Origin of the sequence: Novosphingobium flavum (assembly GCF_014230315.1) — a bacterium.
Lineage (GTDB): Bacteria > Pseudomonadota > Alphaproteobacteria > Sphingomonadales > Sphingomonadaceae > Novosphingobium > Novosphingobium flavum.
Genome location: NZ_JACLAW010000002.1, coordinates 401,640 through 422,950, shown reverse-complemented (window position 1 = coordinate 422,950; position 21,311 = coordinate 401,640). Strand labels below are relative to the sequence as shown.

Sequence of the window (21,311 nt, the reverse complement as noted above, 5' to 3'; positions counted from 1 at the left end):
TGCGGGTTTCTCGACACATCACTTAGCCTCCGATTCATCCTGCACGATATGCTGCAATGCACGTATTGCCGCAGCCGCGCCAAGTTTTGATCTTAACGCTTGTGAATTGGCGGTTAACCCGTCGCAAGGCCAGATTCAGGCGTTGCGCGGGTGGGGAACCGACGCTAAAGCTCGCGAAAACAGGCGCGCTCAATCAAGAGCAGCCACAAATCCGCGCCCAACGGGCTCTGGCCCCGGCTGGCGTTCCGGATCGACCGGCAGGGTGGAAGATTAATTTTGGCCTGATTCCGCGGCACCCGTCGCGGGGCCGGGCTGCCCTGGGCATTCCGGGGCTGTTATGGAGTGATGCGTCTGAATGGCTTACGCTGACCAACAGATGAGCGGTAACAAGATTACCGCATTGATCATCGTTGCACTGATCCACGTGGTAGTCGGGTATGCCCTGGTCACGGGCCTGGCCTACTCGGCTGCCAAGCAGATCCTGAAAAAGGTGACGACCGTGGACATCAAGGAACCGGAGAAGCCGAAGGAACCGCCGCCGCCGCCTCCCAAACAGGAAGCTGCGCCGCCGCCCCCGGTTGCCCCGCCGGTCAGGATCGACGTGGCCGTTGCGCCGCCGGCGATCGAAACCGTGCAGGTTGCTCCCCCCCCGGCCCCCGTCGTCCCGGTCATCGCGCCGCCGGCGCCGGTGATCGCGCCGCCGCCGCCGCGGATTCCGCCCAAGGCCGCCGTGCCGAAGGGCCGTCCGGCCGAATGGGTGACCACCAACGACTACCCCTCGCGCGCCCTGCGCGAGGAACGCGAAGGCACAACGGGGTTCCGTCTCACGGTCGGCCCCGACGGCAAGGTTACCAACTGCGAGATCACCAGCCCCAGCGGCAGCCCCGATCTCGACCAGGCGACCTGCGACAACCTTCGCCGCCGCGCCCGCTTCACGCCGGCAACGGATGGCGAGGGCCAGCCGACCACGGGCTCGTACGTCAACCGTACGCGCTGGGTCATCCCGAAGGACTGACAATCACTCCGGGGCGCCGGCTGATCCGCGCGCCCTTGCCGGGATGACCGGCGACTGCTTCTATCTTTCTTGAGAGGACTACTCGCATGCTTATTGAAATTCTCGCGGCCGGCGCCGCCCCGCAGAACAAGTTCGGCTTCATGGAAGCCCTGCAGACCGGCGGCTTCATTTCGTATGCCACCGTCTCCATCCTCGGCATCATGTCGTTCGGTTCGTTCTTCATCCTGTTCTCGAAGTGGTTCGAGCAGGGCAAGATCATGCGTCAGGGCCGCGAAATCCGCGCCTCGTTCTGGCGTGCGGCCACCCTCAAGGAAGGTGCTGCCAAGCTCGAGAAGAACTCGGCCTGGCGCCAGCTGGTCGACGATGGCCTCGCCGCTGAAGAGCAGCACGGCAAGATGACCGACGCCATGGAAGCCCACGACTGGCTGCACGGCACCCTCGCCCGCTCGGAAGCCTCGATCAACGCGCGTCTCGCTTCGGGCCTGCCGTTCCTCGCCACCGTCGGTGCGACCGCTCCGTTCATCGGTCTGTTCGGTACCGTGGTCGGCATCTACCGCGCCCTGATCGCCATCGGCCTCGCCGGTTCGGCCTCGATCGACAAGGTCGCGGGTCCGGTCGGTGAAGCTCTGATCATGACCGCGCTGGGTCTGCTCGTCGCCGTTCCGGCCGTGCTTGCCTACAACTACCTGCAGTCGCGCAACAAGCGCATCGCCGAGCAGCTCCAGGGCTTCGCGACCGACGTGCTTGCCAACATCAACTCGAAGGGCGCTGTGAAGCCGGCCGTGGCTGCTGCCCCGGCGGCCAAGGCTGCTCCGGCCAAGCCGGCGGCCGCTCCCGCCAAGCCGTAAGCCTCTTGGTCCACGGCGGGCGCCCCCGGGGGCCCCGCCGACGGGTGGGGCGGCATCGCTGCATGCCGATCCGCCCCACCCCGGTCCCCAAGCAAGGATAGGATGTAACCATGGCAATTTCGATGGGCGCCGGCGGGGAAGAAGCCCCGATGTCGGACATCAACACGACCCCTCTGGTGGACGTGATGCTGGTGCTGCTGATCATCTTCCTCATCGCGGTTCCGGTCGCGATCCAGACGATCGAAAAGCTTCGCCTTCCCATCATGGTCTCGCAGGAATCGAAGGATAAGGTCGAGAACCTGCTCCTGACCGTGACCACCACCGACGATTCCGGCCGCAGCGCCGGTGAGCCGGGGTACGAGGGCGCTTCGCGCAACGGCGAATGCCGTATCTACTTCAACAACATCACGCCGGTCGATTCGACCGAACTGCGTGACATGGCCTTCAAGCGTCTGGACAACATCGTGAAGCGTGCCGGTGGCCCCGAAGCACTTCGCGCCAATCCGGACCTGATCCCGCAGGTGCATATCCGCGGTGACGTCAACGCCCCCTGGCGTTGCATCGCCGGTGCGATCTACAACGTGCAGATCTCGGGCTATCCGACTGTCGGCTTCATCTCGAACCCGGTGGATCCGAACGGCTGAGGCCGCGTGACATCGAACGGCCGGGGCCTACGGGCCTCGCCCCTTCGGTCTAATCAGGAGTAATTTCCCATGGCAATGTCAGGCGGCAAGGATGATGGCTCGCCGATGATGGAAATGAACACGACGCCGCTTATCGACGTCATGCTCGTTCTCCTCATCATGTTCATCATCACCATTCCGGTCGCCACCCACGCGGTCAACATCGACCTTCCGTCGCCGAATCCTCCGCCGTCGGATATCAAGGTCGAACCGATCAAGAACAAGGTGGTGCTGTCCAACTCCGACCAGATCCTGTGGAACGGTCAGGCGATCAACACCGGCCAGCTGGTGGCGCTGCTCCAGCAGACCATGCAGATCAAGCCTGAGCCGGAACTGCAGTTCCAGCCCGAAGCCGGTGCCAGCTACCAGCTTTCGGCCAACGTCCTGAACATCATCAAGGGTTCGGGCGTGACCAAGTTCGGTTTCGTCGGCAACGAAGCCTATGCGACCTTCAACAAGGCCGCTGGCGCTCCCGCGGCCAAGTAAGGCCAAGGCAGCGGACAAGCCCGATCAAGGGCAGACCCGATCGAGGGGGCGGAGCGATCCGCCCCCTTTTTCGTTGGGACGTCGGCTTGCTCGCTTTTTCGTCCGAAAGCGGTTCTTCCGGACGCGCTGACAAACCGGCCGAATGCCACCAGCTCCGCTCAGCCTGAGCCTGCCGAAGGTCACGTGCTGTCCTCGGAACAGGGCGGACGGCTTGTGGACTGGTCGCGGGTCTCGGAGAGGGCGCGCAAGGCCGGGCGAGTGGGGCGAGCCTTGGCGCGTGCCTTCGACAAGCTCAGGCTGAGCGGGGTTTGGGAGTGGGGCCACTAAGGTCCATTTCCCCAGACATTGCCGTCGTCCGGCAGGCCATGACAGCTTCGCAATGGCGAACGTTCGTTCAGCTCGCGCGCCCTAATCCCCCTCCGCCGCACGCTCTTCGGCCCGCATCGCTTCGGCGGCGAGGCTTTCGGCTTCGACCAGCAGGTCGTCGTCGGCCGCGCCGGCGGGGAGGCTTTCGCGGCCGATCATGACCAGCACGGGGACCGCCATGGGGCTGACCCGGTCGAGCCGGACATGGACCAGCTGGCGAGCGGCGCGGGCCAGCACATCGGCGACGCGGCCGAGGTCGGTGAGGCGGGTGCGGGCATCGGCCCAGGCAGCTTCGATCAGGAGGTGGTCGGGCTCGTATTTCTGGAGGACGTCGTAGATCAGGTCGGTCGAGAACGTCACCTGCCGGCCGGTCTTGCGCTGGCCGGGGTGCTGGCGCTCGACAAGGCCGCCGATCACGGCAACCTCGCGGAAGGCCCGGCGCAGGAGGTGGGAGTTCTGAACCCATTCGGTCCATTCGTGGGCGAGGATCTCGGGCGAGAGCAGCGCCCCCGGATCGGGGATCGGCTTCAGCCCCCACAGGGCGAGGGCATAGTCGTTGGCGACGAAACCGAGCGGGGAGAGCCCTGCATCGGCCATGCGGCGGGTGAGCAGCATGCCGAGCGACTGGTTCGCGTTCCACCCCTCGAAGGTGTAGAACACGGTGTATTCGCGGGAACGCCACGGGAAGCTTTCGGCGAGCAGTTCGCCGGGACCGGGCAGGTGCGAGCGCCAGTCCTGCACTTCGAGCCATTCGCGGACATCGTCAGGGAAGCGGCCCCAGCCGGCGCGGTCGACGATCAGGGCGCGGACCCGGTCGGCCAGGTGCGCCGAGATCGGCATGCGGGCGCCCATGTAACTGGGGATGGCGCCGGCGCGCTTGGCAGCGCGGACGATCAGCTCGAGATCGCGGACGGCCTCGACCTCAAGGTCGAGCCCGGCGAAACGGAAAGTGTCTCCAGGTGAGAGGGTCGCGCCGAAGCCTTCCTCGACCTTGCCGAGCGAGCGGCCGTTTTTGAAGCGGACGTCGAGCATTTCGGAATCGACGATGATCCCGGCGTTGAGGCGGTGACGGTGGGCCTGTTCGGGATGGGCGAGGCGCCAGAACCCGTCGGGATCGCGGACGATGCGGCGGAAGCGGTCGTAGGCGCGCAAGGCATAGCCGCCGGTGGCGACGAATTCGAGAACGCGCGCCCAGGCGGGCTCGTCGACCCAGGCATAGGGGGTAGAGGCGCGGATCTCAGCATGAAGTTCGGTTTCGGAGAAGCGCCCGGCACAGGCGCAGGCCATGACATGCTGGGCGAGGACATCGAGGCTGCCGGGGCGGAAATCCTCGCCATCGCGCGTTCCCGCCTCGACCGCCTCGACCGCGGCCATGGCTTCGAGATATTCGAAGCGGTTGCCGGGGACGAGGAGGGCCTTGCTCGGACAGTCGAGCCGGTGATTGGCGCGGCCGATGCGCTGGAGCAGGCGGGAGGAGCCCTTAGGCGCGCCCATCTGGACGACGAGGTCGATATCGCCCCAGTCGACCCCGAGATCCAGACTGGCGGTGCAGACCAGCGCCCTGAGTTCGCCGCGGGCCATGGCCCCTTCGACCTTGCGCCGCGCTTCCTTCGACAACGAGCCGTGGTGGATGCCAATGGGGAGGTTGCCTTCGTTGTGCTCCCACAACAGCTGGAAGATGTATTCGGCGAGGAAGCGCGTGTTGGTGAAGACCAGCGTGGTGCGGTGGGCGCGGATCTGCGCGAGCAGTTGCGGCACAGCCCAGGCGGCGGCGTGGCCGCCCCAGGGCACGCGCTGCTGCTCGGGCAGGAGGACGGAGACGACGGGCGGGGCACCGGGTTCGCCGAGCACCAGTTCGACCGCGTCGATCTCTCCCCACGGGGCGAGCCAGCCGCGAAAGGCATCGGGGTCGGCCAGCGTGGCGGAGAGGGCGACGCGCTGGAGGTTCGGGGCGAAGGTTTGCAGGCGGGCGAGCGAGAGGGCAAGCAGATCGCCGCGCTTGCCGGTGGCGAAGGCGTGGACCTCGTCGATCACCACCCGCTTGAGAGTGGCGAAGAGCGCGGCGCTTTCCGGATAGCTGAGCAGGAGGGAAAGCGATTCGGGCGTGGTGAGGAGGACATGCGGCGGGCGGGCGCGCTGGCGGGCCTTGCGATCGGACGGGGTATCGCCGCTGCGGGTCTCGACCCTGAGGGCCAGGCCGATTTCCTCGATCGGGGCGATGAGGTTGCGCTGGACGTCGTGCGCCAGAGCCTTGAGCGGGGAGACGTAGAGGGTGTGCAGGCCTTCGGCCGGTAGCGAGCCGGCAGAGGGGCAGAAATCGGCGAGGGTCGGCAAGAAGCCGGCGAGGGTCTTGCCCGCCCCGGTATCGGCGACCAGCAGGGCATGGCGACCGGCCCGCGCCGCGGCGAGCATCTCCGCCTGATGGCGGCGCAGGCGCCAGCCGCGACCGGCGAACCAGGCGGCGATTTCGGGCGGCGGGGCAGCGGGGTCCATCGCGTGCGATATTGGCACGCGGGGCCGTGGGCGCAACCGCATGTGCCGCATGCACCGGAGCGATGGACCCGAGGTCGCAATCTCACGAATGGGGGGCGCAACGATTTGCGGATTGCGGCGTTGTCCTGATGACAGGCCGCATTCACGCGCCAGTTGCGCCCTTGCGGTATGACCGTGGAGGAGAGCGATCATGATCGACCGATCACGTCGGGAAGACGAGCAGCAAGGCCAGCAAGGCGGATGGAACGACGATCCGCGCGGCGAAGGGAAGCGGCGCGGGCGGACGCGTCAGCCCGAACAACGCGAAGGGGCCGGCGCGGACGCACCGGCCACGGGTCATGGCTGGAGCGCGCAGGAAGGGCACCACCCCGCTCACGGCCGCGACGACTGGCGCGCGGCCGGCAGCCAGAGCTTCGCCGCCGATTACGGGATGCGCAGCGGCGCGGACTATGACCGGCCGATGCAGCGCCATGCCGGCTATGGCCTGTCGCGCGGCGATGCCTTCGGCAGCGGCTACGGGCCGGACTATGCTCACGAGAGAAGCGATCACGACCCGCGGCATCGCGGTTTCCTTGCCCGTGCCGGCGACGGGATCGCCGCGTGGTTCGGCCACGAGGAGCCCCCGCCCCGCCCCGAGCCGGACTATCGCGGACGGGGACCGGCCGGCTATACCCGGTCCGACGAGCGGATACGCGAAGACGTGAACGACCGCCTGACCGATCATCCGCGCCTCGACGCGCGGCGGATCACGGTGACGGTCGAGAACGGCGAGGTGACGCTGGACGGCAAGGTTTCGAGCCGCGCCGCCAAGCGGCGGGCAGAGGACTGCATCGATTACGTTTCCGGCGTGACGCACGTGCAGAACAACCTGCGCGTGGAGCACTGGTATGATGCCTGGGCGGCGGCGGCCGGGATGCCGACCAGCACGACCGGGACCAGTTCCCTGTCCCTCGACCCGGATGACTAGGGCCGATCACTGTTTCCGGTCTCTGAAGAAAGCCCGGCCCGCCAGTGCGAGCCGGGCTTTCGCTTGCCCGTATCCCGCCCGCCTGCCACAAATCCGACGGGACGAGAGGGCACGGTGCACCGCGACACGATCCTCATCATTGGCCGCGAGGACCTGCTGGGCCTTGCCCTGGCGCTGGGGCTGGGGCTGCTGATCGGCGTCCAGCGCGGCTGGGCCCAGCGCAGGGAGGCGGCGGGGACGCGCTTTGCCGGCATCCGCACCTATGGCCTGTTCGGCCTTGCGGGCGGCCTTGCCGGGGTGGCGGCGCGGCTGGCGCCCATCCTGTCGGGCGTGATCCTCGGCGCGGCGGCCCTGCTGGTCGTGGCCGGGTACTGGCGCTCGAGCCGGGGCGGCGCGACGGCGGTGAGCGGAACGGCCAGCCTCGTCACCCTGCTGACCCTGGCCTGCGGCTATCTCGCCGCGAGCGGGGCGCGGGTGGCGGCGGCGGCGATCGCCGGGTCGATCCTGCTGGTGCTGGCCATGCGCTCCCCGCTGCACCGGCTGATCCGCAGCCTTCACGAGCGCGAGATCATGGCGGTCGGCCGCTTTGCCCTGATCGCGCTGGTCGTCCTGCCCCTCCTCCCCAACGACCCGGTCGGGCCGTTTTCCGCGTGGAAGCCGCAGTCGCTCTGGCTGGTCGTGGTCATGGTCTCGGGCTTTTCCTTTGCCGGATACCTCGCGGCCAAGTGGCTGGGCCCCCAGCGCGGGACCCTGGCCACGGCCGCCACGGCAAGCCTCGTCTCGTCCACCGCCGTGACCGCCGCCATGGCCGCCCGCCACCGGGCCGGCGATCCGCAAGTCGCCCTGCTCAACGCCGCGATCACCCTTGCCTCGGCCGTGATGTTCGTCCGCGTCATGGTGCTGAGCGCCGTGCTGGCCCCGGTGGCCCTGCCGACGCTGGCGGTGGGCGCTGTGCCGGGGCTGCTGGTCAGCCTTGCCGCCACGGCCCTGCTCCGCCGCCGGATCATGGTCGAGGCCGGCCCCGATGCGCCCCAGGACGTCAAGGTGCGCAATCCCTTCGACCTTGCCCCAGCCCTGCTGATGCTGGCCATGGTCATGGCCCTGACCGCCGCCGCGCGCTGGGTGCTCAGCCTCTACGGCGATCGCGGCCTTGCCGTGGTGCTCGCCCTGACCGGGGTGGTCGATGTCGATTCCGCGATCATCACGCTGGGCAGCCTGCCCGGCGGGACCCTGACCGCGCGAGTGGCCGGACTGGTGCTCCTGCCGCCGATCGTGCTCAATACCCTGTTCAAGGCCAGCATCGCCATGACCATCGGCGGCAAGCGCGCCTGGCCCGCCGCTTTGGCATTGGTGGCTAGTGCGGTGGCAGCGCTGTTGCCGTTGCTGGTTGCAGTGTGAAATCCGCGAGGCGGTTTAATACCAAGAATAACAGTTATTTATGCAGGGGTTAATACCCCTGCACCCCGTGCCGTCTTCCGGCGCGTGGGCAGTGTGGGCGGCATCCTTGCGCGTGACATCTGCGCCGGGAGACGGTTGGGGTCTGGGGCCCTTGGCCCCAGAGTCTCCCTTCCGCCTACCTTGCAAACAAGGGCAGGTCTTTCACCTCATCAAGCGTCAGCGGTATGCCGAAGGTCTGGTGGAGCAGGCCATGCCACTCGGCAGGGTCTTCCACTTTGCGGCTGTCCTCGCCGGTCGCGGAATAGTCGTGATCGGTGAGGAACACCGTGCCGCGCTCGGTCACGCGGCCGGCGATATGGACCGTGGCGAAGCGGGCGCCGGGGCGTGTGGCGGTCCAGTGGTTGGCGAGTTCGATATCGATCGGCGGGGCGGGCAGGTGATCGAAGGAATACTGCGCCTGCCAGGTCCGGCCGTGATCGGGGCTGCGTTCGAGCAGCCATTCGCCTTGCGGTGAGCCGCGCTCGCCCGTGCGGCGCAGGCGGTGCCGGATGCCGTCGGGGCTGGTCACGGGGTCCGTTTCGGCGAGCGGCATGGGCGGGGCGTAGGAACCGCCAAACCCGGCATCGGCGAGCCATGTCCGGCCTTCCAGCTCCGCGGTGAGGAACAGGTGGGTGCGCGGGGGAATTTCGCCCGGCGCGGACTGGAGGCGGGCACGGGCGAGGATGGGCTGGGTCGGCAGGCCGAGCAGGGCCAGCATCCGTTGGAGCAGGAGGTTGTGCTCGAAGCAGTAGCCGCCCCGGCCGCGGCGGACGAGCTTGTCGAAAATCGCCTCGGGCGCGAGGGAGATGCCGCGCCCGAGCATGATGTCGAGATTTTCGAAGGCTATCGCGAGGCGGTGGGCGCGCACCACGCGGGCCAGCCCGGCCGGATCGGCCTGCGGGATTTCCGCAAGACCGATCCGCCCGAGGTATTCGCCCAGGTCGCCAACGGGCATCAGTGCCCGGCCTGGGGCCCGCGTTCGAGACCAGAGGCGGCGAGCTGGTCGTCGATCTGGCCCATCAGCCGGTCCAGCCCGGCCTCGCTGTCGCTCTCGGCGCGGGCGACGAGGACGTCCTGCGTGTTGGAGGCGCGCAGCAGCCACCATCCGTCCGCGGTGTCGACGCGCACGCCGTCAGTGGCGTTGACCGTGGCGCCGGAACTGGCGAGGCGCTGCTTGACCTCATCGACCACGGCGAACTTGCGGCTTTCATCGACCTGGAAGCGCAGTTCGGGGGTGTTGACCATGGCCGGCATTTCGCCGCGCAGCTGGGTGACCGACTTGCCGAGCCGGGCCGAGGCGGCGATCAGGCGGATCGCGGCGTAAAGCGCATCGTCGAACCCGTAGTACTGGTGCGCGAAGAAGACGTGGCCGCTCATCTCGCCGGCCAGCGGCGAATCAATTTCCTTCATTTTGGATTTGATCAGGCTGTGGCCGGTCTTCCACATCACCGGCTCGCCGCCGAGATTGGCGACATGGTCGAACAGGGCCTTGGAGGCCTTCACATCCGCGATAATCGTGGCCCCCGGCTGCTGAAGGAGCAGGTCCTCGGCATAGATCATGAGCAGCTGATCGCCCCAGATCACCCGGCCCTCACCGTCGATCGCGCCGATTCGGTCACCGTCGCCGTCAAAAGCCAATCCGAAATCGAGGTTCTTCTCGGCGACCAGCGCCTTCAGGTCTGCGAGGTTCTTTTCCTCGGTCGGGTCCGGATGGTGGTTCGGGAACGTACCGTCGACTTGGGTGAAGAGAAGATGATGTTCGCCGGGAAGCTTGGCCGTGAGCAGTTCCAGAGCGGGGCCCGCCGCGCCATTGCCGGCGTCCCAGGCGATCTTGAGGCTGGCAAGGCTCTCGACCGGGATACCGGCGAGGCCCTCGAGCATCCGGTCGACATAAGCGTCGATGATCTCGCGGCTCTCGGCCTCGCCCTGTCCGTCGAGCCAGTCTCCGGCAGCGGCCATGATGCCGAGCTGCTGGATGTCCGCCCCGAAGAACGGCCGGCCCATAAATACCATCTTGAAGCCATTGTAATTGGCGGGATTGTGGCTGCCAGTTATCTGAATGCCGCCCTGCACATCCTCCATTGAGGCTTCGGCGTAGTAGAGCATCGGGGTAGCGCCCATGCCGACGCGCACCACATCGACGCCCGAGGCGGTGAGCCCTTCGATCAGCGCGTGTTCAAGCATCGGCGAGCTGACGCGGCCATCATAGCCGACAGCGACCTTGTTGCCGCCGGCGCGGCGCAGCAGGGTGGCGAAGCCCCGGCCGATGGCGCGGGCATCGTCCGGCCCGAGGGTTTCGCCGATGATTCCGCGAATGTCGTATTCACGAAGGACCGTGGAATGAAACTGATGGGACACTGGTTGCTCCGGTTCAGGAATCGGTAGGCTGGTCGGCACAGGCCTTTAGCAGGAGATCGCGCGCGGCGTTGGCCTCGTGCACCTGCTCGTTGGTGCCGCCGCGATCCGGGTGGACGATGGCGACGAGACGCTTGTGCGCCTCGAGTATGTCACTGCGACGCGCATCGGGACGAACCCCGAGCAGGGTCCGGGCCTGCGCCTCTGCGCGGGAACGGCCCGAGGTGCCGGGCAGTTCCCAGCCCATCAGCTCCCACGGCCAGCGCTTGGTGAGGAATTTGCAGAGCAGGCAGGCGAGGCCGGCATAGACCAGGAGGCGTTCCAACATTCCGGCCCCTCGCCTCAGGCGTTCGCGGCGAGGTCGAGGCGCGGCTCGCGCTCGGCCGGGGCGGGCAGGTTGAGGCCGGCGACGAGCTGGCGCAGCTCCTGCCGGGCGACGAGATGGCTGGTGCCGAGTTCGCCGAGGTGACCCTTGTCGAGCAGCGTCAGGCCCGAGGGGAACAGCTCGCGGTAGATCACGCGCTCCGACAGGCCCTGGGCGATGCGGAAGCCGACGCGCCTGGACAGCTCGGTCAGCGCATTGTCGAGACGGCGCATGTTGCGCGCCTCGACGTGCTGGGTACGGTTGCGGACCACGACCCAGTCCATCTCGCGCTTCGCGTCGCGGATCGTGGCCATGGCGCGCTTCTTGCGGGCTTCCCAGATCAATTCGGCATAGAACGAGAGGCGGCGGACCTTGAAGGTCTCGGCATCGACCTGGCCGATCAGGTCGAAGTCGACGAAACTGTCGTTGAGCGGGGTGACCAGCGTATCGGCCGAGGTGGCGACGTGGCGGGCGAACTCGTCGTCGCGCCCCGGGGTGTCGAAGATCAGGTAGTCCGCGTCCACGCTCATTTCGGCGATGAGCTGCTCCAGTTCCTCGACCGTGGAGCCGTTGAAAACGGCGAAGCGCGAGGTGGGCAGTTCGATTTCGCGCCGGATCAGCGTTTCGGCGCGGTTTTCGAGATAGCGGTGGAAGGTGCGCTGGCGCGGATCGAGGTCGATCCCGGCGACCCGCGCGCCCTGGTAGGCCAGGGCCACGGCGATGTGGACCGCCGTGGTCGACTTGCCGGTGCCGCCCTTTTCGTTGGCGAAGACGATACGATGAGGTGCAGGCATGGTGGTCACAGGGGGCGACGCCTTTGGCTGTTGAAACGCGACAAGCTCGGGGCCCAACCATAAGGAACGGGCTTTACCACCACGTTGCCGGCGCTAGGGCTGGCCGCGGGCTACCAGGCCGGTTCTATCGCAAGGGGATTACGCCATGCAAACCGTCAATCGCATTGATCCACTGCGCGATGCGGTCTCCGCGCTGCGACGGGACGGGAAAGTGGCGCTGGTGCCGACCATGGGCGCGCTGCACGAGGGCCACCTGACGCTGGTGCGCGAGGCGAGGAAGCGCGCGGCGCACGTGGTGGCCTCGATTTTCGTCAATCCGCGCCAGTTCGGGGCGGGCGAGGATCTCGACGCCTATCCCCGCCAACTGGCGGCGGATTCGGCGCTGCTCGCGGCCGAGGGGGCCTCCTTGCTGTGGGCGCCCGATGCGGCGGCGATGTATCCGGCGGGCTATGCCACCAACATCTCGGTTTCCGGGGTCAGCGAGGGACTGTGCGGCGCGGCGCGGCCGGGGCATTTCGACGGGGTGGCGACCGTGGTGTGCAAGCTGTTCAACCAGGTCGGGCCGGACCTCGCGCTGTTCGGGGAGAAGGACTGGCAGCAGCTGGCCGTGATCCGGCGGATGGCGCGCGATCTCGACCTGTTCCGGCCGACAGTGGACGACATCATCGGGGTGGAGACCGTACGCGAGGCCGACGGGCTCGCCATGTCCTCGCGCAATGCCTACCTCACCGCTGAACAGCGCGCCGCCGCGCCGGCCCTGCCGCGGGCGATGCGGGCGGCGATCGCGGCGATCGCGGCCGGTGCCCCGGTGGCAGAAGCGCTGGTCACGCTGGAGCAGGCCCTGCTGTCGGGCGGCTTCGCCTCGGTCGACTATGCCATGCTGTGCGATGCCGATAGCCTCGCCCCGCTGGCGGAGCGCGGTGCCGGTTCGGCGCGGCTACTGGTGGCGGCGCGGATCGGCAGGGCGCGGCTGATCGACAACATGGCCGCCTGATCCCTCAGTAAAAACTCTGGTCCGAAAAGTTGGCGACCGGCGCGATTGGTAGTAGAATTGCGACCAGCGCCGTCCGGTGCATGTCGTCTTGTCGGGCTGGCAAGATGCGGGGCTTTTCGTGGGAGTTGGGGACAGATGAAGAAAGTGCTTTCCAGTCTTGCCGTGGCAGGGCTGATCGTCGGAATGGGCGCCGTGAGCGCTCCTGCCATGGCGCAGAAGGGATCTTCCGCGCACCAGCAGGAGCAGAAGGGGATCCAGCAGATCCCGCAGTGCACGCGCAATCTCGGCGCCGTGGCCATCGTCGAGCCGGACAACCAGTGGTGGCGCGAGTTCAATCTCGGCAGCCCGGAGGCGATCCTGCGGGTCTTCGTCCAGCAGTCGGGCTGCTTCACGTTGGTCAACCGTGGCCGCTCGATGCAGAACCGGGCGATGGAACGCGCCATGGCCGACAATGGCGAACTGCAGTCGGGCTCCAACCTCGGCAAGGGGCAGGTGCGCGCCGCGGATTACTTCCTTCAGCCGGATATCGTGACCAGCAACAAGAACTCCGGCGGCAATTCGCTCGGCGGCGTGCTGGGCGGGGTTGGCGGCCTGTTCGGGCGCGGCTTCGGCGCCATCGCCGGCGGCATCAACATCAAGAAGAGCGAGGCCAGCGTCACGCTGTCGGTGGTCAATGCCCGGACCACCGAGGAAGAGGCCCTGACCCAGGGCTATGCCCGCAAGAGCGACCTCAGCTTCGGCGCGGGTGGCGGCGGCTTCTTCGGGGGAACCTTCGCCGCGGCCGGTGGCGGCGGCTATCAGGATACGGCGATCGGGCAAGTGATCGTGCTGGCCTATCTCGATGCCTATACCAAGCTGGTGACCCGCCTCGGCGGGCTGCCGGCCAATGCCTCGGCGGCCGCCCCGCAAGCCAAGTAAGCCGGAGCCCGGACAAATGCGATGCGCGCGGGGGGTCTGCCCTTCGCGCGCATTTTCGTTGGGGGAGAAGGTGGAGCGGGTAGCGGGAATCGAACCCGCATAGCCAGCTTGGAAGGCTGGAGCTTTACCACTAAGCTATACCCGCGCTCGCCCGTGCGCTTGCCACCGCCTCGGGGGGGAAGTCAAGCGCGGCGCGGCGACCTCTCGCTCTACGCGGCGCCAATTCCAGATCGATTGCACTGGAACAAAGGCCCCAGACCCCCAACCGCCTTCCGGCGCCTGGGCGTGCCGAAGGCTGCCTTGTTCATTCCGCGCGAAACGGAAAAGCCCCCCGCATCGGGTGATGCGAGGGGCTTGATCCGTTGGCCGCCGGGGCAAAGGGCTTAGTGGCCCTTCTTTTCCGCCCAGACGTTGCGATAGGCCATGTAGGCGAGGACCGTGGCGAAGAGCAGGAAGCCCAGCACCGCCCAGCCCGTCTGCTTGCGCTTGTCGAGCTTGGGTTCGGCGGTCCAGATCAGGAAGGCCGCGACGTCTTTCGACATCTGGTCAACCGTGGCCTTGGTCCCGTCCGTATAGGTGACCTGGTCGTCGGCGGTCAGCGGCTGGGGCATGGCGAGGTTGAGGTTGGCGAAATAGGGGTTGTAGTGCAGCCCCTCCGGCGTCTTGGCATCCGGGAACTTCTTGAGAAGCTCGGCGGGCTGTTCCTGATAACCGGTCAGCAGCGAGTAGACGTATTCCGGACCTTCGTGGCGCGCCTTGGCGATCAGCGAAAGATCGGGCGGCGTGCCCTGGCCGGCATAGAGCACCGGCGGGAAGTGGTCGGCGGCGACGCCTTCCTTGGTGACGACTTCGCCGGTGTTCTTGTTGTAGGCCGGGACCTGGAAGCCCTTGGCAATCGCCTTCACTTCATCGTCGTTGTAGCCGATGGCCTTGAGGTCGCGGAAGGCGACGAGCTTGAGCGCGTGGCAGGCCGAGCAGACTTCCTTGTAGACCTTGAAGCCGCGCTGGAGCTGCTGGTTGTCGAACTTGCCGAAGGCGCCGTCGGATTCGAATTCGACTTCCTTGGGCGCGAGGTGGAAGGCGTGCTCGACGGTTTCCTTCGGCGGCTCGGTCACATAGGACACGGCGCCCTTGCCGACCGACCACAGCAGGGCCAGCGAGAAGAAAGCCCCGACGAGGATCGAGATGATGCGGATCATGGTTCGCTCTCTTTCGTCTGTCTGGCTCAGGCCGCGGCCGGGGCCGTCTCGTCCGAGCCGAGCACGGCTTCGGTGATCGAGAAGGGCAGCGGATCGGGCCGTTCGATCGCGGAAACGATCGGCAGGATGATCAGGAAGTGGGCGAAGTAGTAGATCGCCGCGATCTGGCTGATCATCACGAAGGGTTCTTCTGCCGGCGAACCGCCGCAATAGCCCAGCACCAGCGCATCGACGATCAGCGCGTAGTAGAACTTGCGGAAGGTCGGGCGGAAGTGACCCGAGCGGACCGGCGAGCGATCGAGCCAGGGCAGGAAGAACCACACCAGGATCGCGCTGAACATGGCGAGCACGCCCATCAGCTTGGCCGGAATGAACAGGAAGTCCTGGGTGAAGGCGCGCAGGATCGCATAGAACGGCCAGAAGTACCATTCGGGAACGATGTGCGCCGGGGTCTGCATCGGGTTGGCCGGGATGTAGTTATCCGGGTGGCCGAGCGCGTTCGGGAAGAAGAACAGCAGGGCGCAGTAACCGATGAGGAAGACGCCGAGGCCGAAGCCGTCCTTCGCCGTGTAGTACGGGTGGAAGGGAACGGTGTCGGATTCCTGCTTCACTTCCACGCCAGTCGGGTTCGACGAGCCGGGGATGTGCAGCGCCCAGATGTGGAGGATGACCACGCCGGCGATGACGAAGGGCAGCAGGAAGTGCAGCGAGAAGAAGCGGTTGAGCGCCGCATTGTCGGGCGCGAAGCCGCCGAGCAGCCAGGTGTGCAGCGGATCGCCGACCAGCGGGATCGCCGAGAACAGGCCGGTGATGACCTGGGCGCCCCAGAACGACATCTGCCCCCACGGCAACACGTAGCCCATGAAGGCCGTGGCCATCATCAGCAGGAAGATCACGACGCCGAGCAGCCAGATCATCTCGCGCGGCGCCTTGTAGGAGCCGTAGAAGAACCCGCGGAAGATGTGGACATAGACGACGACGAAGAAGGCCGAGGCGCCGTTGGCGTGCGCATAGCGCAGCATCCAGCCCCAGTTCACGTCGCGCATGATGTGTTCGACCGAGTCGAACGCCACGCCGGTGTTGGCGGCGTAGTGCATGGCGAGGATCACGCCGGTGACGATCTGCAGCGCGAGGCAGAAGCCTGCCAGGACGCCGAAGTTCCACGCGTAATTGAGGTTACGCGGAACCGGGTAGCCGGCGCCGACGGCGTTGTAGACGAAGCGCGGCAGAGGCAGCTTCTCGTCCATCCACTGCATCAGCGGATGGGACGGCTTGTATTCGTTGGCCCAAGGGAAGCTCATGGTGGTGTGCCTCAGCCGATCTTGACGACAGTGTCGGTAGTGAAGGCGTATTCCGGAACCTGCAGGTTCTTGGGCGCGGGGCCCTTACGGATACGGGCGGCGGTATCGTAGACCGAGCCATGGCAGGGGCAGAAATAGCCGCCGAACTCGCCCTTCACCTCACCCTCGCCGGCGCCGAGCGGCACGCAACCGAGGTGGGTGCAGACACCCATGGTGATCAGCCAGTTTTCCTTGCCTGCCTTGGTCCGCTCCTTGAGGGTCTGCGGATCGCGCAGCGACGAAACGTCGACCGCTTCGGCTTCCGAGATTTCCTTGGGCGTGAGGTTGCGCACGAAGACCGGCTGCTTGCGGAAGACCGCCTTGATCGCCTGGCCCGGCTGGATCGCGCTGATGTCGATCTCGGTCGAGCTTTCGGCCAGAACGTCGGCCGAGGGGGCCATCTGGCTGATCAGCGGCAGCAGCGTGATCACGCCGCCGACGCCCGCGGCGCTGACCGCGGCGATATTGATGAAATCGCGCCGCCGCACGCCTTCTCCTTCGGGAAGAACGGCTTCAGTGCCCGCATGATCTGACATGGTTGACCTTGCCCTGCTTTATCGACCCGCACCCGGCACGATGCCGGACGTGGGCATGGAAACCCCTAATCGTCGTGCCTGCCAGGAAATCCCCCATGGCGGCGTGTCGGGCATGGCCCATCCAGCCGCTCCCGGTGCCGACTTGGCGGCCTGATAGACGCGAAAGCAAGCCCTGCCAACCGCCTTTTTGCGCTGCAATGGCGGTCGGCTTCCAGCCGGGTTCGGCACCCGGTTCAGCCCAGCGCGATCAGGGAAAACTGCCGCCCGTAGGCGGGTTCTCCGGCCAGGGTCGAGCGGCGGTAGGAATAGAACCGGGCGGGCTGGGAGCAGGTATCGGCGGCGAGCGGCGCGATCGTGGCGACGCCGGCCCGCGCCAGCCGGTCGGCAACGTAGGATTCGAGCGCGAAGTGGCAGTGGCCCGGGCGCCCCGGCGCGAAGAAGCGCTCGCTTTCGGGCGATTGCTCTATAAAGCGGGCGCGAAAGCCCTCGTCGACCTCGTAGCTCGCTTGCGAGATGCACGGGCCGATAGCGGCGGCGATCCGCTCGCGCCGGGCGCCGAGCGCCTCCATCGCCGCAACGGTGGATTCGGCGACCCCGGTGAAGGCCCCCTTCCACCCGGCATGGGCCGCGCCGATCACCCCGGCCGCGACATCGGCGAAGAGGATCGGCGCGCAGTCGGCGGTGACGATCCCGAGGACCAGACCGGGCCGGTCGGTGACAAGGGCATCGGCTTCGGGCCGGCTGGTTTCATCCCACGGATCGGCCACGGTCACGCAAGTGGGCGAGTGAATCTGGTAGACCGTGACCAGCCGCGCGCCGGGCGCCACGGCATCGACCGCGCGGCGCCGGTTTTCGGCCACGGCCGCGCCGTCGTCGCCCGCGCCGAGGCCGACGTTGAGACCCGCGACCACGCCGGTCGAGACCCCGCCGGTGCGGCCGAGGAAGCCGTGGCGGGTGCCGGCGAGGGCCTTGGCGGTGAGGACTTCGGGCGCGTCAGCCAAGGGCCTTATCCGAGGCTCCGCGTGACCTGCTCGAAGGTATCGCGCGACAGGCTGGGCGCCGCGGCGATCCGTTCGAGCTCGGCGCGCATCATCGCCGCGCGGGCCGGTTCGATCCGCCGCCAGCGGCCGAGCGACGGGACGAAGCGGGCCGCCGTCTGCGCGTTGATCGGATCGAGCGCGAGAATCAGGTCGGCGATGATCCGGTAGCCCTCGCCCGAAGGATCGTGGAAGGCGGCCGGGTTGGCGGCGAAGGCCATGTAGAGCGAACGCACCCGGTTGGGGTTGCCGAGGGTGAAATCGGGGTGATCGGCCAGCGCCTTGACGTGGGCCAGCGCGTCGCCGTGGAGCGAGCCGGCCTGAAGCGAGAACCACTTGTCGATCACCAGCGCATTGCCGGCGTAGCGCGCGTGGAAATCGGCCAGCTTCTCGGCCCGGCCGGGCGTATCGAGCCCGCACAGGGTCATCAGCGCGCCCTGCCGGTCGGTCATGTTGTCGGCCGCGTCGTACTGCGCGGCGGCGCGGCGGGCGGCTTCCTCGGGGGCACCGGCGGCGAGATAGACCAGTGCCTGGGTCTTGACCTTGCGGGCGCCGCGTGCGGCGGCCTCGAGCGAGAAGGGCACGGCGCTGGCGCGGTCGTGCAGCGCGGTGAAGCGGGCGAGCAGGGCCTGGGCAAGCCAGCCCTTGAGCCCTTCGCGCTCGCGCCGGATGGCGGTGGGGTCGGCCTGGGCGAACTGTTCGGCGAGATAGCCCTCGCCCGGCAGGATCAGCAGTTCGCCGCGCATCAGGTCGTCGAGCGCGGTGTCGTCGAGCACGGCGGCGATGGCCGAGGCGATGGCGTGGCGGCCGGTGAAGCGCTCGTCATCCGACAGCTCCTCCGCAGCGGCGGCGACGAGGTGGCGGACGATCAGGCTCTGCAGCGCCTCGTAGCGGGCGAAGGGATCATCGTCATGCGCGGCGAGGAAGACGAGGTCTTCCTGCGACGTGGCCGCGTCGATCGCGACCGGCGCGGAAAAGCCGCGGTTGAGCGAGAGGACCGGGGCCTCGGCATGGCCGGGGAAGGTGAAGCTCGCCTCGGCCTGGTCGAGCACCACGAGCTGTTCGCCGCCGTGCTTTCCGCTCGCGCGGTCGAACAGGGCAAGGCGCAGCGGGATCGGCATCGGCTGCTTGGAAGCCTGCCCCGGGGTGAGCGGCACCTCCTGGGTGAGGTGAAGCGTGGCGACATCGCCTTCATGCGCAAGGCGGGCGGTGACGCGCGGCGTGCCGGCCTGCGAATACCACAGGCGGAACCGGGTGAGGTCCAGCCCGGCGCCGTCCTCGATCGCCTTGACGAAATCCTCGCAGGTTGCCGCCTCGCCGTCGTGCCGGTCGAAGTAGAGGTCGGTGCCTTTGCGGAAGCGGTCGGCCCCCGCCCCGAAATTCGCCATGCTCCGCATCATGCGGATCACCTCGGCGCCCTTGTTGTAGACCGTGGCCGTGTAGAAGTTGGAGATTTCCTGATAGGAATCGGGGCGGATCGGATGGGCCAGCGGGCCCGAATCCTCGGGAAACTGGGCCGCGCGCAGAACGCGGACGTCCTCGATCCGCTTGACCGGCTCCGAGCCCATCGCCGCGCTGAACATCTGGTCGCGCAGCACGGTGAAGCCTTCCTTGAGGGAGAGCTGGAACCAGTCCCGGCAGGTGATCCGGTTGCCCGACCAGTTGTGGAAGTATTCGTGGCCGATCACCCCCTCGACCGCGTCATAATCCCCATCGGTCGCCGTTTCCGGATCGGCGAGGACATAGCGCGTGTTGAAGACGTTGAGGCCCTTGTTCTCCATCGCGCCCATGTTGAAATCGGACACGGCGACGATGTTGAACAGGTCGAGATCGTACTCGCGGCCGAAGGCTTCCTCGTCCCACTTCATCGAGTTGATCAGCGAGCGCATGGCATGGTGGGTACGGCTCTCGTCCCCCGGGCGGACCCAGATGTTGAGATCGACCTTGCGCCCGTTCATCGTGGTGAAGCTGTCCGACGTGGCGACGAGATCGCCCGCGACCAGGGCGAAGAGGTAGGACGGCTTGGGCCAGGGATCGTGCCATTCGGCCCAGTGCGTGTCCTCGCCGTTCTCGTTCGGGGGCCCCTCGCCGCTCGCCACGCAGTTGCCGTTGGAGAGCAGGATCGGGAAATCGGCCTTGGGGCCCGCCATCCTGACGCGGTAGACCGAGAGCACGTCGGGCCGGTCGGGGTGGAAGGTGATGCGGCGGAAACCCTCGGCCTCACACTGGGTGCAGAGCATGCCGTTCGAGGCATAGAGCCCCATCAGCTGCGAATTGGCGGCCGGGTTGAGCGCGGTTTCGATCGAGACGCGGTGTTCGTCGCCCTCGAGGTCGATGACGAGATCCGCCCCCTCCATCCGCCAGTGATTGGACGGGCGGCCATCGACCAGCACTTCTCGCGCGGCGATCCCGTCGCCCGAAAGGCGCAGCGGCTGGCCGGGGGCATTGCGCCGCACCAGCAGGTCGGAAACGACCCTCGTGCCGTCGACCCCCAGCGCGAAATCGAGCGAGACCTCGGGCACCAGCCAGGCCGGCGGGGTGTAATCCTCTCGCCGGATCACCGCCGGCGCGGCGGGCGGCGGCGCGGCATTGGCAACCGCGGTGTTCTCGGCGGGCTCGGACGGTCTGCTGGCAATATCCATGGGTACCTTATTATCGGTTGCGGCGCGGATTGCTACCTGTGACCATGACCGGATGAAGCGGATGGTCATCTTCGGGCTGGGGTATTCGGCGGGTTTCATCGCCCGGGCCCTCGAAACGCGCGGTTGGGAAGTGGTTTCCACGGGACGGGCCGGCACGCTCGCGTTCGACGACGAGGGGACTGTGCGCATGGCCCTGGCCGATGCCGAGGCCGTGCTGTCCTCGGCGCCCCCATCGGGCGAGGGGCTGGACCCGGTGCTGGAGCGCTATGGCGATGCGCTGCGCCAGCCGTGGCTGGGCTATCTCTCCTCGACCGGGGTCTACGGCGATGCGGGTGGGGCCTGGGTCGACGAGAGCGCGCCGGTCGGGCGCGGCCGCCGCACCGCGCGGGCGGACTGCGATGCGGACTGGCTGGCGCGCGGGGCGCGGGTGCTGCGCCTGCCGGGGATCTACGGCCCGGGCCGCAGCGCGCTGGACCGGGCGCGCGAGGGCAAGGCCCACCGGATCGACCTTGCCGGGCAGGTGTTCAGCCGGGTCCACGTGGAGGATATCGCCAGCGGGGTGCTGGCGGCGCTGGAGGGGCCGGCCGGGGCCTACAATCTTGCCGACGATGCGCCCTGTTCGCAGAACGCGGTGATCGAGGAGGCCTGCCGCTTGCTTCGGCTGCCCCAGCCCCCGTTGATGACGCTCGACGAGGCCGGTCTCTCGCCCATGGCGCGGGCCTTCTATGCGGAGAACCGCCGCGTGGCGAACGGCAAGGCCAAGCGCGTGCTCGGCTGGGCGCCAAGATTTGCGGATTACCGCGCAGGGCTGCGGGCAATTCTTGAGGGCGAGTGATC

At 67.6% G+C, this 21,311-nt stretch carries 19 protein-coding genes and 1 tRNA gene; 9 read left to right on the top strand and 11 right to left on the bottom strand.

The window, feature by feature from the left end:
* The first annotated feature begins 355 nt into the window (after positions 1-355).
* From H7F51_RS04015 to H7F51_RS04000, 4 genes are all read left to right on the top strand, one after another.
* Complete coding sequence (locus H7F51_RS04015) at positions 356-1,015, top strand: energy transducer TonB (RefSeq protein ID WP_185662914.1); 660 nt, start codon at positions 356-358, stop codon at positions 1,013-1,015.
* Positions 1,016-1,101: 86 nt separating this feature from the next.
* Entirely contained in the window at positions 1,102-1,863 is a 762-nt protein-coding gene (locus H7F51_RS04010; protein WP_185662913.1) for a MotA/TolQ/ExbB proton channel family protein, read from the top strand.
* A gap of 110 nt (positions 1,864-1,973) precedes the next feature.
* Entirely contained in the window at positions 1,974-2,507 is a 534-nt protein-coding gene (locus H7F51_RS04005) for an ExbD/TolR family protein (RefSeq protein WP_185662912.1), read from the top strand.
* 69 nt (positions 2,508-2,576) lie between these two features.
* Positions 2,577-3,032 carry an ExbD/TolR family protein gene (locus tag H7F51_RS04000; RefSeq protein ID WP_185662911.1) on the top strand — a complete coding sequence of 152 codons (456 nt, stop codon included), beginning with the start codon at positions 2,577-2,579 and terminating at the stop codon, positions 3,030-3,032.
* Between the two features lie 408 nt (positions 3,033-3,440).
* Here H7F51_RS04000 and H7F51_RS03995 read toward each other — a convergent pair whose 3' ends face one another.
* Positions 3,441-5,891 (bottom strand): ligase-associated DNA damage response DEXH box helicase, encoded by a 2,451-nt coding sequence (locus tag H7F51_RS03995; RefSeq protein WP_185662910.1) that lies wholly within the window; start codon positions 5,889-5,891, stop codon positions 3,441-3,443.
* A 190-nt stretch (positions 5,892-6,081) separates the two neighbouring features.
* On the opposite strand from H7F51_RS03995, the gene H7F51_RS03990 reads away from it, so the two are divergent.
* Entirely contained in the window at positions 6,082-6,858 is a 777-nt protein-coding gene (locus H7F51_RS03990; protein WP_185662909.1) for a BON domain-containing protein, read from the top strand.
* 114 nt (positions 6,859-6,972) lie between these two features.
* Positions 6,973-8,256 (top strand): DUF4010 domain-containing protein, encoded by a 1,284-nt coding sequence (locus H7F51_RS03985; RefSeq protein WP_185662908.1) that lies wholly within the window; start codon positions 6,973-6,975, stop codon positions 8,254-8,256.
* Positions 8,257-8,431: 175 nt separating this feature from the next.
* On the opposite strand, the gene H7F51_RS03980 is transcribed toward H7F51_RS03985, so the two are convergent.
* From H7F51_RS03980 to H7F51_RS03965, 4 genes are read right to left on the bottom strand one after another with little or no spacing between them, the layout of a single operon-like run.
* The gene (locus tag H7F51_RS03980) at positions 8,432-9,250 is read right to left on the bottom strand and encodes an arylamine N-acetyltransferase family protein (protein ID WP_185662907.1); all 819 of its coding nucleotides are present in this window, start codon (positions 9,248-9,250) and stop codon (positions 8,432-8,434) included.
* On the bottom strand, positions 9,250-10,653 hold the full coding sequence (gene pgmG, locus H7F51_RS03975; protein WP_185662906.1) for a phosphoglucomutase/phosphomannomutase PgmG: 1,404 nt from the start codon (positions 10,651-10,653) through the stop codon (positions 9,250-9,252). The genes H7F51_RS03980 and pgmG overlap by 1 nt, the downstream gene beginning before the upstream one ends.
* Positions 10,654-10,666: 13 nt before the next feature.
* Positions 10,667-10,978 carry a J domain-containing protein gene (locus tag H7F51_RS03970; RefSeq protein ID WP_185662905.1) on the bottom strand — a complete coding sequence of 104 codons (312 nt, stop codon included), beginning with the start codon at positions 10,976-10,978 and terminating at the stop codon, positions 10,667-10,669.
* A 14-nt stretch (positions 10,979-10,992) separates the two neighbouring features.
* A complete protein-coding gene (locus H7F51_RS03965) occupies positions 10,993-11,808 on the bottom strand; it encodes a division plane positioning ATPase MipZ (protein ID WP_185662961.1) in 816 nt (271 codons plus the stop codon).
* A 145-nt stretch (positions 11,809-11,953) separates the two neighbouring features.
* Between H7F51_RS03965 and panC the strand changes: the two genes are divergently transcribed.
* Together panC and H7F51_RS03955 are read left to right on the top strand one after the other, a co-directional pair.
* Positions 11,954-12,802, top strand: coding sequence for a pantoate--beta-alanine ligase (panC, locus tag H7F51_RS03960; protein ID WP_185662904.1), 849 nt, complete (start codon positions 11,954-11,956; stop codon positions 12,800-12,802).
* A gap of 135 nt (positions 12,803-12,937) precedes the next feature.
* Positions 12,938-13,720: a CsgG/HfaB family protein gene (locus H7F51_RS03955; RefSeq protein WP_185662903.1), complete on the top strand. Its 783-nt coding sequence runs from the start codon at positions 12,938-12,940 to the stop codon at positions 13,718-13,720.
* Positions 13,721-13,791: 71 nt separating this feature from the next.
* On the opposite strand, the gene H7F51_RS03950 is transcribed toward H7F51_RS03955, so the two are convergent.
* The 6 genes from H7F51_RS03950 to pepN all read right to left on the bottom strand — a co-directional run bounded on the left by H7F51_RS03950 (position 13,792) and on the right by pepN (position 20,474).
* Positions 13,792-13,865, bottom strand: a tRNA-Gly gene (locus tag H7F51_RS03950).
* A 238-nt stretch (positions 13,866-14,103) separates the two neighbouring features.
* Positions 14,104-14,919 carry a cytochrome c1 gene (locus tag H7F51_RS03945; protein WP_185662902.1) on the bottom strand — a complete coding sequence of 272 codons (816 nt, stop codon included), beginning with the start codon at positions 14,917-14,919 and terminating at the stop codon, positions 14,104-14,106.
* Positions 14,920-14,945: 26 nt separating this feature from the next.
* Positions 14,946-16,220 (bottom strand): cytochrome b, encoded by a 1,275-nt coding sequence (locus tag H7F51_RS03940; RefSeq protein ID WP_185662901.1) that lies wholly within the window; start codon positions 16,218-16,220, stop codon positions 14,946-14,948.
* Between the two features lie 11 nt (positions 16,221-16,231).
* Entirely contained in the window at positions 16,232-16,795 is a 564-nt protein-coding gene (petA, locus tag H7F51_RS03935) for a ubiquinol-cytochrome c reductase iron-sulfur subunit (RefSeq protein WP_185662900.1), read from the bottom strand.
* 233 nt (positions 16,796-17,028) lie between these two features.
* Entirely contained in the window at positions 17,029-17,796 is a 768-nt protein-coding gene (pgeF, locus tag H7F51_RS03930) for a peptidoglycan editing factor PgeF (RefSeq protein WP_185662899.1), read from the bottom strand.
* Positions 17,797-17,801: 5 nt separating this feature from the next.
* The gene (gene pepN, locus H7F51_RS03925; RefSeq protein ID WP_185662898.1) at positions 17,802-20,474 is read right to left on the bottom strand and encodes an aminopeptidase N; all 2,673 of its coding nucleotides are present in this window, start codon (positions 20,472-20,474) and stop codon (positions 17,802-17,804) included.
* Positions 20,475-20,526: 52 nt separating this feature from the next.
* Here pepN and H7F51_RS03920 point away from each other — a divergent pair, with 52 nt between their 5' ends.
* Positions 20,527-21,309 (top strand): Rossmann-fold NAD(P)-binding domain-containing protein, encoded by a 783-nt coding sequence (locus tag H7F51_RS03920; protein ID WP_185662960.1) that lies wholly within the window; start codon positions 20,527-20,529, stop codon positions 21,307-21,309.
* Positions 21,310-21,311: the final 2 nt, after the last annotated feature.

What these genes read in the sequence shown, in the direction of transcription:
- petA (WP_185662900.1), bottom strand. Translation starts at nt 16,795, where the DNA reads ATGTCAGATCATGCGGGCACTGAAGCCGTTCTTCCCGAAGGAGAAGGC.
- H7F51_RS03940 (WP_185662901.1), bottom strand. Translation starts at nt 16,220, where the DNA reads ATGAGCTTCCCTTGGGCCAACGAATACAAGCCGTCCCATCCGCTGATG.
- H7F51_RS03980 (WP_185662907.1), bottom strand. Translation starts at nt 9,250, where the DNA reads ATGCCCGTTGGCGACCTGGGCGAATACCTCGGGCGGATCGGTCTTGCG.
- panC (WP_185662904.1), top strand. Translation starts at nt 11,954, where the DNA reads ATGCAAACCGTCAATCGCATTGATCCACTGCGCGATGCGGTCTCCGCG.
- H7F51_RS04010 (WP_185662913.1), top strand. Translation starts at nt 1,102, where the DNA reads ATGCTTATTGAAATTCTCGCGGCCGGCGCCGCCCCGCAGAACAAGTTC.
- pepN (WP_185662898.1), bottom strand. Translation starts at nt 20,474, where the DNA reads ATGGATATTGCCAGCAGACCGTCCGAGCCCGCCGAGAACACCGCGGTT.
- H7F51_RS03955 (WP_185662903.1), top strand. Translation starts at nt 12,938, where the DNA reads ATGAAGAAAGTGCTTTCCAGTCTTGCCGTGGCAGGGCTGATCGTCGGA.
- H7F51_RS04015 (WP_185662914.1), top strand. Translation starts at nt 356, where the DNA reads ATGGCTTACGCTGACCAACAGATGAGCGGTAACAAGATTACCGCATTG.
- H7F51_RS03990 (WP_185662909.1), top strand. Translation starts at nt 6,082, where the DNA reads ATGATCGACCGATCACGTCGGGAAGACGAGCAGCAAGGCCAGCAAGGC.
- H7F51_RS03995 (WP_185662910.1), bottom strand. Translation starts at nt 5,891, where the DNA reads ATGGACCCCGCTGCCCCGCCGCCCGAAATCGCCGCCTGGTTCGCCGGT.
- H7F51_RS03965 (WP_185662961.1), bottom strand. Translation starts at nt 11,808, where the DNA reads ATGCCTGCACCTCATCGTATCGTCTTCGCCAACGAAAAGGGCGGCACC.
- H7F51_RS03970 (WP_185662905.1), bottom strand. Translation starts at nt 10,978, where the DNA reads ATGTTGGAACGCCTCCTGGTCTATGCCGGCCTCGCCTGCCTGCTCTGC.
- H7F51_RS03945 (WP_185662902.1), bottom strand. Translation starts at nt 14,919, where the DNA reads ATGATCCGCATCATCTCGATCCTCGTCGGGGCTTTCTTCTCGCTGGCC.
- H7F51_RS04005 (WP_185662912.1), top strand. Translation starts at nt 1,974, where the DNA reads ATGGCAATTTCGATGGGCGCCGGCGGGGAAGAAGCCCCGATGTCGGAC.
- H7F51_RS03920 (WP_185662960.1), top strand. Translation starts at nt 20,527, where the DNA reads ATGAAGCGGATGGTCATCTTCGGGCTGGGGTATTCGGCGGGTTTCATC.
- H7F51_RS04000 (WP_185662911.1), top strand. Translation starts at nt 2,577, where the DNA reads ATGGCAATGTCAGGCGGCAAGGATGATGGCTCGCCGATGATGGAAATG.